We start from the raw sequence: 14,976 nt of genomic DNA, 5'->3' as shown, positions 1-14,976 counted from the left end.
CAACAAGTCTTGGCAACAAGTCTTGGCAACAAGTCTTGGCAACAAGTCTTGGCAACAAGTCTTGGCAACAAGTCTTGGCAACGAGTCTTGCAGCTGTTCGGTCTTGGCGTCATCTAGCATGGTTGGATGGCCCGCCAAATCGAAGACGGATGGGAGAGCACGATGACGCAATCAGGCTCCAAGCCGAAATCAGACGACAGCGCCGAAAAGCGCCGGCTCGACGAGGCCCTGGAAGAGGGGCTGGAGGAGACGTTTCCCGGTTCCGACCCCGTCAATGTCACCCAGCCGGCCCCCACCAAGGGCGACCAGCACGTCAAGCGCAACGGCAAAGGGTAGGGGACAGCGCCTGTCCCCGGGGATTGCCTCAAGCGCGATAATGTTATATTTTTCAGCGCCTTAATGCCGAAAAATAGAGTTCTGCCGCGGTAATGATTCATCATATTTTTTGAAGTCATTTTAGCGCCTGGCAGTCTATAAGGCCGATGCACGCTACACTGGTAGGCGTTCAGGACTCTCTCGCCGGGTGGTTCGAGAGGTCCGTGTTGGGGGTTACATGAGCCGCAAATATTTCGGGACCGATGGAATTCGGGGCCGCGCCAATGGGCTGATCACGCCGGAGCTCGCGCTCAAGGTGGGGCAGGCCGCAGGTTTGGTGTTTCAGCGTGGCGACCATCGCCATCGCGTCGTGATCGGCAAGGACACGCGGCTGTCCGGCTACATGATCGAATACGCCATGGTCGCAGGCTTCACCTCGGTCGGCATGGACGTGCTGCTGGTCGGCCCGATGCCGACGCCGGCCATCGCGATGCTGACCAAGTCGATGCGCGCCGATCTCGGCGTCATGATCTCGGCGTCGCATAATCTTTTCGAGGACAACGGCATCAAGTTGTTCGGCCCGCAGGGCTTCAAGCTGTCCGACGATGTCGAGAAGCAGATCGAGCAGTTGCTCGACGAATCGCTCGACCGCCGCCTGGCGCAAAGCGCGAGCCTCGGCCGCGCCCGCCGCATCGACGGCGTCCATGACCGCTACATCGAATTCGCCAAGCGCACGCTGCCGCGCGATCTCTCGCTCGACGGCCTGCGCGTCGTGATCGATTGCGCCAACGGCGCCGCCTACAAGGTTGTGCCCGAAGCGCTGTGGGAGCTCGGCGCCGACGTGGTGCCGATCGGCGTCGACCCCGACGGCTTCAACATCAACAAGGAATGCGGCTCCACGTCGCCGGAAGCGCTGTCGCGCAAGGTGCGCGAGATGCGCGCCGACATCGGCATCGCGCTCGATGGCGATGCCGATCGCGTCATCCTGGTCGACGAGCGCGGCCACATCGTCGATGGCGACCAGCTGCTCGCAGTGATCGCGCAGAGCTGGAAGGAAGAGGGGCGTCTCGCCAAGCCCGGCATCGTCACGACCGTGATGTCCAATCTCGGGCTGGAGCGCTTCCTGCAGGGCCACGGGCTTTCGATGGTCCGCACGCCGGTCGGCGACCGCTACGTGCTCGAGCAGATGCTGAGCGGCGGCTACAATCTCGGCGGCGAGCCGTCGGGCCACATCATCATGTCGGACTATTCGACGACCGGCGACGGCTTCGTCGCTGCGTTGCAGGTGCTGGCGGTGGTGCAGAAGCTGCGCCGCCCGGTGTCGGAAATCTGCCGGCGTTTCGAACCCTTGCCGCAAATCCTGAAGAACGTGCGCTATCGCAGCGGCAAGCCGCTCGACGCCGCCGAGGTCAAGTCCGCGATCACCGACGGCGAGAAGCGCCTCAACGGCCATGGCCGTCTCTTGATCCGTCCCTCCGGCACCGAGCCGGTGATCCGCGTCATGGGCGAGGGTGACGATCGCATCCTGGTGGAAGAGGTCGTCGACAACATCGTCAGCGCGCTCGGCCACGCTGCGGCGGCGTAGGGCTGCCGAATCCAATCTCGCACCTGTCGAACCGTCATCCCCGCGCAAAGGCTTCGCCTTTGTCGCTGGAGGAGCGGCCACTTGACCGCTTCTCGAAGGATGCGCGGACGCCAGCTGGGCCGTTCATCCTTCGAGACGCGTTGCGCGCTTCCCAGGATGACGGGACGTCTATCAGCTCTGCGCATTCCTGCCGGCGATCGGCCTGCTCGCGGTGTTCCTGCCGAAGATGCCGAAGGCCGTGCGCTGAACGCTTGCGGCGAGGGTCGCTGACGCGATGCCTTCATTAATCATTCGCTAACATACGCGGTTCGCGTGCGCTGCAAACGGCGCGCTTGCGTCAACGCTTCATTAGCATCTGTGGCGAGATCGCCATCTTTCGCGGTCGAACGCGCGCATCTATGGACCCATAAGCAACAGTCGCAGCAGAAGGTGAGAGAAAATCAACCTTAAAAATTAGGGTTAAGTGCCGCTTAAACATTTGCTGCCATCGTCCGCCCGTGAGTTTCAGACGTGGGGCCTTTCGTGTCGCCTCACTTGGCCCAAAAGGACGAAGCCAATGCGTAGCGTAAAGATCCTGATCGCCGCCGGAGCGGCATCTCTGTTGTCCTCGGCGGCGTTCGCTGCCGACATGCCGATCATGCCGCCGCCCCCGATGGCGTATGCTCCTCCGCCGGTCCAGGATTTCGGCGGCTGGTATCTGCGCGGCGATATCGGCATGACCAACACCAAGGCGAGGCTGCACGTCAACGCGTACGACACGCTGCCGGCCGGCACTGCGTTCAACCAGTATGGCACCGGCTTCGACAGCGGCATGCTGTTCGGCCTCGGCGTCGGCTATCAGTTCAACAGCTGGTTCCGCGCCGACATCACCGGTGAGTATCGCTCGAAGGTCAGCTTCAACGGCACCGACTTCTTCACCTTCCCCGGGCCCAGTTCGCTCGGCGACACCTATCATGGCGGCGTCCAGAGCTGGGTCGGCCTCGCGAATATCTACGCCGATCTCGGCACCTGGGGTTGCTTGACCCCGTTCATCGGTGCCGGTGTCGGTGCCGCTGTGATCAAGACCTCGGCCTTCTCCGATGTCGCCACGTTCCCGGGCGGGTCCGGCCTGACCAGTTCCTTCATCGCCGACGGTGCGACCAAGACCAACTTCGCCTGGGCGCTGCATGCCGGTGTCGCCTACAAGGTCACCAACAACTTCACGGTCGAACTGGCCTATCGCTACCTCGACATGGGTACTGCCGGTCACGGACAGGGCCACTTCTTCGACGGCACGCCGGCCGGTCCCTCGAGCTTCCAGTTCCGCGACATGACCTCGCAGGATGTGAAGCTCGGCGTGCGCTTCAATCTGCCCTGCTGCGACGTGCTGCCCCCGCCGCCGCCGCCCCCGCTGATCCGCAAGGGCTAACAAGGGTTAATTTCGACCCTTCACGGTTAACGTTTGAAACGGCGCGGGATCTTCCCGCGCCGTTTTCTTTTGCCGCGTCATGCTGCGAGCTTCTGCAACTTGCGTGGTCGAAAGCGGCCGGCGACAACGATTGGTTAAGGTTAACAGGCGATGATCAACGCGCATTCGAAGAGTGGGATGGAGCGTTGCGATGCGTAGGATCTTGCTGGCGGTGATGATGTTCGGGGCGGTGACCGGCGCGCACGCGGCCGACATGCCCGATTTCCTGCGCGGCAGTCTCCCTGCTTCCAGCGCACCAACCAGAAACTGGGACGGCTGGTATGCCGGCGGTCAGGTCGGCCAATCATGGATCAACACCGACTTCGGCGGCAGCGTTGCGTCCCTGACCAATTCCATATTCCGCAACACCACGCTGCAGGCTCCGACGGCCCAGTTCAATCTGCTGGGTCGCGTCAATGCGCAAAGCGCGGGCTTCGGAGCGTTTGTCGGACGCAACTGGCAGTTCGACGACGTCGTGGTGGGTGTCGAAGCAAACTATACTTATTGGTCCGGCCTGACGACGTCGACCTTCGGAAGCCTGGGTCCGATTCAGGTCGCTCAGCCGACCCTGGTCCTTCCAGTCGGCGCGACTGCTGCCGACGGCGTGTCGTTGAACGGAAACGCTACGCTGAAGGTCAAGGATGAGATGACATTCCGCGGGCGCGCAGGTTGGGCAACCGGTGACTTTCTGCCCTACATGTTCGGCGGCCTTGCGGTCGGACGAATGGACGTCTCGCGCACGGTCACGAGTTCTGTGACCAGAACGATCAACTTCAGTGACGGAACCTCGACCAGCTTCGTGCTTCCGCAGTTTGCCCAGACCGCGACGGATTCGAAAACCGATGCCTTCGTGGCCGGCTGGACCGCGGGTCTCGGCCTGGAATATATGTTGTGGAACTGTGTTTTCCTGCGCGGCGAGTGGGAATACGTCAAGTTCATGCCGGTCAAGAACACGTCGGTCACGCAAAACAGCGTACGCGCTGCGATCGGCTACAAGTTCTGATTCGCTGCGTCGCTTGACTCCGCAATGTGCGGCTGATCGGATGTTGCTTCGCAAGCGGAGCGACCTCGCATGAAAATCTACGGCGACGCCAATTCAGGCAATTGCCTGAAGGTGAAATGGGTGTGCGACAAGCTGGCGCTGCCGTACACATGGGTCGAGATCGACACCATGAAAGGCGGCAGCCGCACGGCGGATTTCCTCAGGCTGAACGGCTGGGGCCAGGTGCCGACGGTGGAGCTCGATGACGGCCGCACGCTGGCGCAATCCAACGCCATCATCCGTTATCTCGCGCGCGGCAGCGATCTGATCCCCGGCGATGCCTATCGTGCGGCGCAGATGGACGCCTGGATGTTCTGGGAGCAGAACAGCCACGAGCCTTATGTTGCCGTCTGCCGCTTTCAAGCCGTCTATCTCGGCAAGCCGATCTCGGAGATCGATCCGAATCTCATCAAGCGCGGATATGTCGCGCTCGATCATCTGGAGCGGCATCTTGCGGCGACGCAGTTCCTCGTCGGGGATGCGTTCTCGCTCGCCGACGTCTCGCTGCTTGCCTATACGCGCATGGCCGAGGACGGCGGCCTTGCGCTCGAACGCTATCCGATGATCCGCCGCTGGATTGCCGATGCCGAGCACGTGCTCGCGCTGCCGCCAATCCGCTGACCTCTCTGGAACGCAGCCATGACCGAAACCTCGTCCATCGTGATCCGTCACGCTCGCCGCGAAGATGTCGCGGCCATCGTCGGCATGCTGGCGGACGATCCGCTCGGCAGTGCGCGGGAGCGGATCGAGGATCCGCTGCCGCAAAGTTATTACGACGCCTTCGGGCGGGTCGAGCGCGATCCCAATCTGCAGCTCGTCGTCGCCGTCGACCCGGAGGGCACCGTCGTCGGTTGCCTGCAACTCGCGGTTCTGCCGGGCATCAGTTCGCAAGGCGGTTCGCGCGGGCTGCTCGAGGACGTCCGCGTCGCAAAGCACTGCCGCAGCCGCGGCATCGGCGAGCGGCTGGTGCAGTGGGCGGTCGCGGAGGCGCAGGCGAGAGGCTGCATGCTCGTCGAGCTGCTGACGCATCACACGCGGATCGACGCGCAACGCTTCTATGAGCGGCTTGGATTCGCGCGCAGCCATGTCGGCATGACGCTCCGCTTTTGAAATGTGCGTGCGAAGTTGTGCTGCACACAAGGCAGCGCCTGCGGTAGCTGCTGCTCCGCGATCCGGTTAACAGCCAATAAACTAAGCCGGTCTCCGTGATTTTACGGGGCGGAACGAGTCCGGTATGTCGGGCGTCTCCCACGGGGCGGCGGGCAACTGGGGATTGGAATGTCGGACTATTCGATCGTGCGGGTCGGCAACGAGTACATCGTGCTGGCCGGCGATAAGAGCATTTTGAGAATATCGAGCCGGCGCAGGGCGGTTAAGATCATGAACCTCGCGGCAGATTTGCTCGATCAGGAGACGGTGCAGCAGGTCGAGGATTCCCCATCAATCAGCCGTGATCCCCCGGTTGCGCGGGAAAAGCCCGAACTTCCTTGACGTTTGGGTGCCTTTCCACTACCTCCGACGGCGGGAAACCTCTCCCCACCGAGAGGCAGCTATCTGGAAGGGTAGATTATGACTGCAGCGAAGCCCGCTTCGCGGCCCGATGTGCCGCATTTCTCCTCCGGCCCCTGCGCCAAGCGCCCCGGCTGGAACCCCAACAATCTCAAGGACGCAGCCCTCGGCCGCTCGCATCGCGCGAAGGTCGGCAAGGCCAAGCTCAAGCTCGCGATCGAACTGACGCGCGAGGTGCTTGAGGTGCCTGCCGACTACAAGATCGGCATCGTGCCGGCGTCGGACACCGGCGCGGTCGAGATGGCGCTGTGGTCGCTGCTCGGTGCGCGGCCCGTCACCACGCTTGCCTGGGAATCCTTCGGCGAGGGCTGGGTCAGCGACATCGTCAAGGAATTGAAGCTGAAGGACGTCACCAAGCTGAACGCGGCTTACGGTGAAATCCCCGATCTCTCCAAGGTCGATCCGAACTCGGACGTCGTCTTCACCTGGAACGGCACCACCTCGGGTGTGCGTGTGCCGAACGCCGACTGGATCAGCGCAACCCGTGAAGGCCTCACGATTTGCGACGCGACCTCGGCCGCCTTCGCGCAGCCGCTCGATTTCGCCAAGCTCGACGTTGTCACCTTCTCTTGGCAGAAGGCGCTCGGCGGTGAAGCCGCGCACGGCATGCTGATCCTGTCGCCGCGTGCGGTGGAACGGCTCGAGACCTACAAGCCGGCCTGGCCGCTGCCGAAGATCTTCCGTCTCACCAAGGGCGGCAAGCTCAACCAGGGCATCTTCGAGGGCGAGACCATCAACACGCCGTCGATGCTGTGCGTCGAGGACTATCTCGATGCGCTGAACTGGGCGAAGTCGATCGGCGGCCTGAAGGCCCTGATCGCGCGCGCCGACGCCAACACCAAGGCGATCGCCGACTGGAAGGCGCGGACGCCGTGGGTCGACTTCCTCGCCAAGGATGCCGCGATCCGCTCCAACACCTCGGTGTGCCTGAAGTTCACCGATCCCGCGATCACGTCGCTTCCCGTTGATGCACAGGCCGACTTCTGCAAGAAGCTGGTTGCGCTCGTCGAGAAGGAGAACGCCGGCTTCGACTTCGCGTATTACCGCGATGCGCCGGCAGGCCTGCGGATCTGGTGCGGCGCCACCGTCGAGGCAAAGGACGTCGAGCTGCTGACGCAGTGGATCGACTGGGCCTTCGCCGAGACCAAGGCCGCGCTGCCCAAGGCAGCGTAAGCTTTCTCTTGTCACCTGTCCCCGTTCTTACGGGGAGAGGTCGGATTTCTCCCGGCGATGCGGAGCATCTTCCGCAGCAATCCGGTTGAGGGGCCTTCTCGGCTTATTCCTTGCCCGTGGCTGCCCCTCACCCCAGCCCTCTCCCCGCAAGAGCGGGGCGAGGGAGAAGTGATCAGAGACTTCACCACATTGGTCCGAGAGACCCGCCCTGCGGGGCAGAGGAACAGTCACATGACAAAACCCAAAGTTCTGATTTCCGACGCGCTGTCTCCCGCCGCCGTGCAGATCTTCAAGGATCGCGGCGTCGAGGTCGACTTCCAGCCCAACCTCGGCAAGGATAAGGACAAGCTTGCCGAGATCATCGGCAATTATGATGGCCTTGCGATCCGCTCGGCCACCAAGGCGACCGCCAAGATCCTCGAGAAGGCGACCAGGCTCAAGGTGATCGGCCGCGCCGGCATCGGCGTCGACAATGTCGAGATTCCGGCCGCGACCGCCAAGGGCATCATCGTGATGAACACGCCGTTCGGCAATTCGATCACGACCGCCGAGCACGCCATCACGCTGATGCTGGCGCTGGCGCGCGAGATCCCGCAGGCCGACGCCTCGACCCAGGCCGGCAAGTGGGAGAAGAACCGCTTCATGGGTGTCGAGATCACCGCCAAGACGCTGGGGGTGATCGGCTGCGGCAACATCGGCTCGATCGTCGCCGACCGCGCACTCGGCCTGCGCATGAAGGTGATCGCGTTCGATCCGTTCCTGTCGCCGGAGCGCGCCAAGGACATCGGCGTCGAGAAGGTCGAGCTCGACGATCTGCTGAAGCGCGCCGATTTCATCACGCTGCACACGCCGCTGACCGAGAAGACCCGCAACGTCATCGACGCGGCCGCGATCGCCAAGATGAAGAAGGGCGTGCGCATCATCAACTGCGCCCGCGGCGGCCTGGTCGACGAGCAGGCGCTGGTCGATGCGCTGAACTGCAAGCATGTCGCGGGCGCCGCTTTCGACGTGTTCGTCGAGGAGCCGGCGACGACCAACGTGCTGTTCGGCCATCCCAACGTCATCTGCACCCCGCATCTCGGCGCCTCCACCACCGAAGCGCAGGAGAACGTCGCGCTGCAGGTCGCCGAGCAGATGTCGGACTATCTGCTGTCGGGCGCGATCTCGAACGCGGTCAACTTCCCCTCGATCACGGCGGAAGAGGCGCCGAAGCTGAAGCCGTTCATCGAGCTCGCCGAGAAGCTCGGCTCGTTCGCCGGCCAGCTCACCGAGAGCGGCATCCTCAAGACCACGATCACCTATGAGGGCCACGTCGCCGAGATGAAGATCAAGGCGATCACCTCGGCGGTGCTGTCCGGCCTGCTGCGGCCGATGCTGGGCGAGGTCAATGTGGTCTCGGCGCCTGTGGTCGCCAAGGAGCGCGGCATGGTGGTGGACGAGGTCGTCCGCGCCGCGCAGAGCGATTATGAAAGCCTGATCACGGTCACCGTCGCCACCGAGCGCCAGGAGCGTTCGGTGTCCGGCACGGTTTACGCCGACGGCAAGCCGCGCCTCGTCGACATCAAGGGCATCCGGGTCGACGCCGAGTTCGGCAAGTCGATGATCTACGTCACCAACGAGGACAAGCCGGGCTTCATCGGCGCGTTCGCAAGCCTGTTGGGTGATGCGAAGATCAATATCGCGACCTTCCATCTCGGCCGCGTCAAGCAGGGCGGCGACGCCATTGCGCTGGTCGAGGTCGACGGTGCGGTGCCGGCGGAGCTGCTCAACAAGGTGCAGTCGCTGCCGCAGGTGAAGCAGGCCAAGGCACTGACGTTCTGAGGCACTGACGTTCTGAGGCGCTGACGTTCTGGGCCGCTGACGTTTTAAACGCTGTTCGAACGGTCTTCGTCAGGCCTGGGAGCATCCGGGCACGACGAACAAAGATACCGCTCAAGCACGTCCAAATTCCGATCTGCGGAACATGATGCCGTCTCCGGTCCCGGAGGCGGCATTTGTCGTTCCGGAGCCTCGGGTATTGCTGTTGCGCCTGCCGAAAAATGTGTACGAACGGGCCACGACGCGCCACAATGTCCATCATCTCAGAGGGAGAAAACAATGCGTGAAGCCGTAATCGTTTCCTACGCGCGCACCGGCCTGGCGAAGTCCGGCCGTGGCGGATTCAACATCACCCCGCCGATGTCGCTGGCCGCACACGCCATCAAGCACGCGGTCGAGCGCGCCGGCGTCGACAAGGAATATGTCGAGGATTGCTATCTCGGCAATTGCGCGCATGGCGCGCCGAACATCGGCCGCCAGGCGGCGCTGCTCGCCGGCCTGCCGAAGTCGACCGCCGGTGTTTCCGTTAACCGCTTCTGCTCGTCTGGCCTGCAGACCATCGCGATGGCAGCCAACTCCATTCGTTCGGACGGCTCCGATTGCATCGTCGCCGGCGGCGTCGAGAGCATCTCGATTCCCGGCGGTGGCACGCCGAAGGAATCGATCGATCCGGACCTGCTCAAGACCGCGCCCGACATCTTCATGGCGATGATCGACACCGCCGACATCGTCGCCGAGCGCTACAAGCTCAGCCGCGAATACCAGGACGAGTATTCGCTGGAGTCGCAGCGCCGCATGGCGGCCGCGCAACAGGCCAACAAGTTCAAGGACGAAATCGTCCCGATGAAGACCAAGATGAAGGTGGTCGACAAGGCGACCAAGGCCGAGTCGATCGTTGACTACGTGGTCGACCGTGACGAGTGCAACCGTCCGGAGACCACGCTGGAAGGTCTCGCCAAGCTCGAGCCGGTCAAGGGTCCGGGCAAGTTCGTCACCGCCGGCAATGCCAGCCAGCTCTCCGACGGCGCCGCCGCCGTGGTGCTGATGGAAGCCAAGGATGCCGAGAAGCGCGGCCTCAATCCGCTCGGCCGCTTCGTCGCCTGGGCCTCGGCCGGCTGCGAGCCCGACGAGATGGGCATCGGCCCGGTGTTCGCGGTGCCGAAGCTCCTGAAGCGCCATGGCCTCAAGGTCGACGACATCGATCTCTGGGAGCTCAACGAGGCGTTCGCCAGCCAGTGCCTCTATTCGCGCGACCAGCTCGGCATCGATCCCGAGAAGTACAACGTCAACGGCGGCTCGATCGCGATCGGCCACCCGTTCGGCATGACCGGCGCCCGGCTCACCGGCCACCTGCTGCAGGAAGGCCGTCGCCGCAAGGCCAAATGGGGCGTCGTGACCATGTGCATCGGCGGTGGCCAGGGTGGCGCGGGCCTGTTCGAGATCTACAGCTGAGCGCGATCGATACTGATTGTGTGAGACGAGCGGCCCGGCGGCATCGCCGGGCCGCTTTCATTTGAAGCCGGTCATGACACCGGCACATCCGCCGCCGGTTCGCCGAATTCGAGCGCGGCGACCAGTTCGAGCGTCTGCCTGAGATCGGCGGCCTGCCTGGTGCCGAACGCCGTCTCGAAGCGGTCCTGCGCCTCAAGCCAGGCGGCCTGCGACTCCGCAAGCCTGGCCTCGCCGCGTTTGGTCAGCCGCACCAGCCGGCTGCGGCGGTCATTCTTGTCGACGGTGATGGTCAACAGGCCGTCGCGTGCGAGCGGCTTCAGGTTGTGGTTGAGCGCCGTGCGGTCGAGCACCAGCGCTGCGGCAAGCTCCCCCATCGTCGGGGCTCCCGTTCGTCTGACATGGACCAGGATGGCGCGCTGCGTGCCACGCAGCCCCGACGTCGCGAGGGCCTGATCGTAGAGCTGCGACACCCGCCGTGTTGCCTTGCGCAGCGCCGTGAGATTGCACCGGGTGGCTTCCGTCTTCGCCATTGGCTGCCTCCAAACTGGGCTTGACAGATACATGTATATGCACCTAATGGCAATAGATGTATATGCACATACCTGGAGGGTGTGATGTCTGAGGTCGAGGTGGAGACCGTCGGGCTGGCGGTCGGGCCTGAAGCGCGGCCGCGGCCCCGCGCGGCAACGGCAACCCCGCGGCAGGTCTTGGCGATCGTTTCTGTCGGGATCTGCCTCGCAAATCTGGACCTGTTCATCGTCAATGTCGGGCTGCCGAACATCGCGCAGGAATTCCGCGGCGCCTCGCTGGAGGACCTTTCCTGGATTCTCAATGGCTATGCGATCGTCTATGCGGCACTGCTGGTGTTTTTCGGCCGGCTCGCCGAACGCCACAGCCGCAATCTCAGCTTCCTGCTTGGCGTAGCGCTGTTCACGGCAGCATCGACGTCGTGTGCGCTGGCACCCAGTGTCGAGCTGCTGGTCCTGTCCCGCGTCGCGCAGGCCGCTGGTGCCGCATTGATGACGCCGACCTCGATCGGCCTGCTGCTGGCGTCGTTCCCGCCCGAGCAGCGCGCCGGTGCGGTGCGCACCTGGACGGCGATCGGCGGCCTTGCCGCAGCATTGGGGCCGCTCGCCGGCGGCGTGCTGGTCACATTCGACTGGCGCTGGATCTTCATCGTCAATGTCCCGATCGGCGTGATCGCGCTGATCGTCGGCTGGCTCAAGCTGCCCGAGGTGCCCGGCCACGACGTGCCGCGGCCGAGCTGGTGGGCGGCGCTGCTGGTGACCTCAGGCATCGGCGCGCTGACCTTCGCCATCGTGAAGGCGAATGACTGGGGATGGGGTTCGCGCGGCGTCGTACTCGGGTTTGCCGTCGCAGGCCTCTCGCTTGCCGCCTTCGCATGGCACTGCTTCCGATCGAAGAATCCCTTCGTCGACCCTGCGCTGTTCAAGGTCAGGGCCTTTACTGGGGCGACGCTGGTCATGGCGCCTTACTCGGCGGCTTTCGGCGCGATGCTGCTGTCGGTGGCGCTGTGGGAGCAAACCGTGTGGGGGTGGTCGGCGCTGAAGACGGGCCTTGCGATCGCACCCGGTCCGCTGCTTGTCCCGTTCACCTCGCTGTTGTTCGCCGGCCGCCTGATCGCGCGGTTTGGCGCGGCCGCCGTCGTGTCCGCCGGCATCGTGTCGTTCGCGGGTGGCCTTATGGTCTGGGCAACGCTGCTTGGGGCTGACCCCAACATGCCTGCCTTTGTGGCCGGTATGATGCTCACGGGTATCGGCGTCGGGCTGACCTTTCCGACCCTGATGGGCGTCGGCGCCGGCTCGCTGCCGCCATCGTCGTTCGCCACCGGCTCCGGCGTCATCAACATGATCCGGCAGGCGGCGCTTGCGATCGGCGTCGCGATCTTCGTCGCGATCCTGGCTACGCCCGCCACGATGACCGAGCGGATCACAGCGTTCCAGCGCGGCTGGTGGATCATGATCGCGATCACCATTGCCGGATTTGTGCCGAATTACCTGTTCATCCGGCGCCAGACAGGTCGCTAACGTTCGAAAGACATCGCCGCGCCATCCGGCCGCCGCGGCGGCGACATCGTCGCGCCGCAGCGAAACCTCAATCGAACCAGTCCTTTCCTCGCTGCGTCTCACCACGAGAAACGACGCGCCAATGAGTTCGGCACGCCGTTCTCGCGCGCGACGCAGCGCTTTTCCGGAGGGATGTCATGCGAAGGATTGCCAATTGTCTTGTGACCACCAGCCTCGTGATGGTGGGTGCGCTGGTTGCGGGGCCGCTGCACGCGGCCAATCTCGACGCGGCCTCGCAGGTCGATGCCGTCACCGTCTATCCTGACGGCGCGAGCGTCACCCGCGTCATCACGCTCGATTTGCCCGCCGGCGACAACACGCTGGTCGCGAAGGATTTCCCGATGGGGCTCGATCCGTCCTCGCTGCGGGTCGAAGGCGAGGGGGGCGGCCGGCTGACGATCGGCGCCATCGACGCGCGGCCGCCGCACCCGGTGACGCCGGCGAACCTGCCTGAGATCGACAAGCGGATCGAGGCGCTGCGGGACCAGCGCGAAGATCTGCAAGGGATCATCACTGCCGCCGAGGCGCGGCGTAAATTCGCCGAGCATTTTGCCGAGGCCTCGCCGGTCGGCATCGGCGAGAAGGGCGAGGCGCGCCCGGTGAGCGAATGGCGAGCCGCGTTCTCGGCAGTGGGGGACGAAGTTGCGACCGCCGACAACGCGATCCGCGACGCCACGCGCAAGCAGCGCGACATCGATCGCGAGATCGCGCACCTCGAAGCCGATCGCGCCGCCAAGCCGCCGAGCAAGCTCGAGGTGCGCATCGAGCTGGCGTCAGCGGCGGCGACGAAGGCCACGCTGCGCGTCACCTATGCGGTGCGCAGCGCACGCTGGATGCCGATCTACGACGCCCGTCTCGATACCGGCGCCAAGGACCGCAAGCCCGCGATCGAGCTGGTGCGCCGCGCCGAGATCACCCAGTCGACCGGCGAGGATTGGTCGAACGTGGCGCTCGTCGTCTCCACCATGCGCGTCGCCCGTGGCGGCAACGCGCCCGATCTCAATTCGCTGATCGTGCGATATCCGCAGCCGCCGCGACCGCTGGCGGCCGGCCGAGCGTTTGACAGCGTGCAACAGCCCTCGGCGCTTATGCCCGCACCGGCTGCGCCTTCAATGGAGCAGCACTTGCTCAAGAAGGCCGAGGAGCAGGAAGCCGCTGCCGAAGTCAGCGCCTTCCAGGCCACCTTCAAGATTCCGGGTCGCGTCAGCGTCGCGGCCAATGAGGGCGCCAAGAGCCTACGCATCTCGACGGCGACGATCACCCCCGATCTCGCGGTGCGCGCCGTCCCGGTGATCGATCCGACCGCGTTCCTGGAAGCGAGCTTCGTGCAGGCTGACGACGCACCGCTGCTGCCGGGGCAGGTTTCGATCTATCGCGACGGCATCTTTGTCGGCCGCAGCCGGATGGCCACCGCCGCCAAGGACGAGACCGTGCGGCTCGGCTTCGGCGCCGACGACAAGGTCAAGATCGACCGCACGGTGGTGAAGCGCAACGAAGGCTCCGCCGGCCTGATCGTGACGACGTCGAAGACCGACGAGCGCGCGTTCAAGACTACGGTGCGCAACGGCCACGACTTCCCGATCAAGGTCGCGATCCAGGATCAGCTCCCGGTCAGCGAGAACGACGATATCGTGGTCGAGATGCTGCCGTCGTCGACTCCTGCGACCACCACCAACCTGCGCGACAAGCGCGGTGTACTGGAGTGGGCGTTCGAGGCCAAGGCCGGCGAAGTCCGTGACATCAATTTCGCCTGGCGGATGCGCTGGCCGAAGGACAAGGGCGTCGTGATGGTGCCGGCGGGCTAACGGTCGAAGAAGGAGTGAGGCTTGGCGCGAGAACGCGGGCTAGAAGCCCGCGTTCTCCTCCAGCCATTGCTGGTTGTCCCAGCGCGCACGACGGTCGAGGACATATTCGCGCGCATCGTCCATGAAGCGCACCTTGCTCGCGAGGGCGCCAAGGAAAGCTGCCAGTGCCGCGATCCAGGGCCACAGATGCAGCAGCAGCGAGGCCGGTATCTGATTGGCGAACCCTGCCTGCAGCGCACCCGTGATCAAATAAGCCAGCACGCCCCACGCGGCGGCCAGGATCGTCGCCACGAGTTGATAGCTGTTCTGATGAGATCTCACCAGCCAGCGCATCAGGCACAGATAGGCAAGGTAGACGATGCCGCCGAGCATCAACGCGACGAGTCCCGGCGGAAGCCCCCAACTCTGGTCCCAGCCCAGATACGCAACGAAGCCGGCGGCGATCAGTGCCTCAATGGTGGTCAGGCTGGACTTGTCTTGCATGATTTGCCCCACAGCGACTCAAGCATCGCTCAACGCTATCATCATCTAGCGCGCCGGTAGAGGGGCAATCGCAGGACAACCGTTGGCACCGGACGTCGTCCAATGCCATTTGATGCTGTCATGCCTCGCCTTGAGCGGGGCATATAGTACGCCGCGGCTTATCGACCGAACTCAGACGCCTCTGGAATACTGGGGTCGCC

Annotated in this window: 14 protein-coding genes; 12 read left to right on the top strand and 2 right to left on the bottom strand. The window is 64.2% G+C overall.

The genetic code is table 11. The features are described 5' to 3' along the window. Positions 1–162 precede the first annotated feature (162 nt). The 10 genes from H8A92_RS23435 to H8A92_RS23390 all read left to right on the top strand — a co-directional run bounded on the left by H8A92_RS23435 (position 163) and on the right by H8A92_RS23390 (position 10,401). A complete protein-coding gene (locus H8A92_RS23435; RefSeq protein ID WP_229197955.1) occupies positions 163–336 on the top strand; it encodes a hypothetical protein in 174 nt (57 codons plus the stop codon). Positions 337–553: 217 nt separating this feature from the next. Continuing rightward, entirely contained in the window at positions 554–1,900 is a 1,347-nt protein-coding gene (gene glmM / locus H8A92_RS23430) for a phosphoglucosamine mutase (RefSeq protein ID WP_163161785.1), read from the top strand. A gap of 556 nt (positions 1,901–2,456) precedes the next feature. After that, positions 2,457–3,308, top strand: a complete 852-nt coding sequence (locus H8A92_RS23425) for an outer membrane protein (protein ID WP_229197954.1) — start codon at positions 2,457–2,459, stop codon at positions 3,306–3,308. Between the two features lie 211 nt (positions 3,309–3,519). Further along, positions 3,520–4,350 carry an outer membrane protein gene (locus H8A92_RS23420; protein ID WP_229197956.1) on the top strand — a complete coding sequence of 277 codons (831 nt, stop codon included), beginning with the start codon at positions 3,520–3,522 and terminating at the stop codon, positions 4,348–4,350. A 69-nt stretch (positions 4,351–4,419) separates the two neighbouring features. After that, entirely contained in the window at positions 4,420–5,010 is a 591-nt protein-coding gene (locus H8A92_RS23415) for a glutathione S-transferase family protein (protein ID WP_229197953.1), read from the top strand. 18 nt (positions 5,011–5,028) lie between these two features. Continuing rightward, the gene (locus tag H8A92_RS23410) at positions 5,029–5,499 is read left to right on the top strand and encodes a GNAT family N-acetyltransferase (RefSeq protein WP_229197952.1); all 471 of its coding nucleotides are present in this window, start codon (positions 5,029–5,031) and stop codon (positions 5,497–5,499) included. A gap of 168 nt (positions 5,500–5,667) precedes the next feature. Next, positions 5,668–5,880 (top strand): hypothetical protein, encoded by a 213-nt coding sequence (locus H8A92_RS23405; RefSeq protein WP_229187793.1) that lies wholly within the window; start codon positions 5,668–5,670, stop codon positions 5,878–5,880. 78 nt (positions 5,881–5,958) lie between these two features. Continuing rightward, positions 5,959–7,131: a phosphoserine transaminase gene (locus tag H8A92_RS23400; RefSeq protein ID WP_229197951.1), complete on the top strand. Its 1,173-nt coding sequence runs from the start codon at positions 5,959–5,961 to the stop codon at positions 7,129–7,131. A gap of 231 nt (positions 7,132–7,362) precedes the next feature. Continuing rightward, positions 7,363–8,952, top strand: coding sequence for a phosphoglycerate dehydrogenase (gene serA, locus H8A92_RS23395; protein WP_229197950.1), 1,590 nt, complete (start codon positions 7,363–7,365; stop codon positions 8,950–8,952). A gap of 276 nt (positions 8,953–9,228) precedes the next feature. After that, a complete protein-coding gene (locus tag H8A92_RS23390; protein ID WP_229197949.1) occupies positions 9,229–10,401 on the top strand; it encodes a thiolase family protein in 1,173 nt (390 codons plus the stop codon). Between the two features lie 71 nt (positions 10,402–10,472). Here the strand turns inward: H8A92_RS23390 and H8A92_RS23385 are convergent, their stop codons facing one another. Beyond that, positions 10,473–10,931, bottom strand: a complete 459-nt coding sequence (locus H8A92_RS23385; RefSeq protein ID WP_229197948.1) for a MarR family winged helix-turn-helix transcriptional regulator — start codon at positions 10,929–10,931, stop codon at positions 10,473–10,475. An 84-nt stretch (positions 10,932–11,015) separates the two neighbouring features. On the opposite strand from H8A92_RS23385, the gene H8A92_RS23380 reads away from it, so the two are divergent. Together H8A92_RS23380 and H8A92_RS23375 are read left to right on the top strand one after the other, a co-directional pair. Then, on the top strand, positions 11,016–12,449 hold the full coding sequence (locus H8A92_RS23380) for an MFS transporter (RefSeq protein WP_229197947.1): 1,434 nt from the start codon (positions 11,016–11,018) through the stop codon (positions 12,447–12,449). A 176-nt stretch (positions 12,450–12,625) separates the two neighbouring features. Further along, positions 12,626–14,293 (top strand): mucoidy inhibitor MuiA family protein, encoded by a 1,668-nt coding sequence (locus H8A92_RS23375; RefSeq protein ID WP_229197946.1) that lies wholly within the window; start codon positions 12,626–12,628, stop codon positions 14,291–14,293. A gap of 39 nt (positions 14,294–14,332) precedes the next feature. Here H8A92_RS23375 and H8A92_RS23370 read toward each other — a convergent pair whose 3' ends face one another. After that, complete coding sequence (locus tag H8A92_RS23370) at positions 14,333–14,776, bottom strand: hypothetical protein (protein ID WP_229197945.1); 444 nt, start codon at positions 14,774–14,776, stop codon at positions 14,333–14,335. Positions 14,777–14,976 lie beyond the last annotated feature (200 nt).

The organism is Bradyrhizobium acaciae (assembly GCF_020889785.1).
GTDB lineage: Bacteria > Pseudomonadota > Alphaproteobacteria > Rhizobiales > Xanthobacteraceae > Bradyrhizobium > Bradyrhizobium acaciae.
Note: the sequence above shows the minus strand (reverse complement) of the source record. Positions and strands in the feature narration are given on the sequence as shown.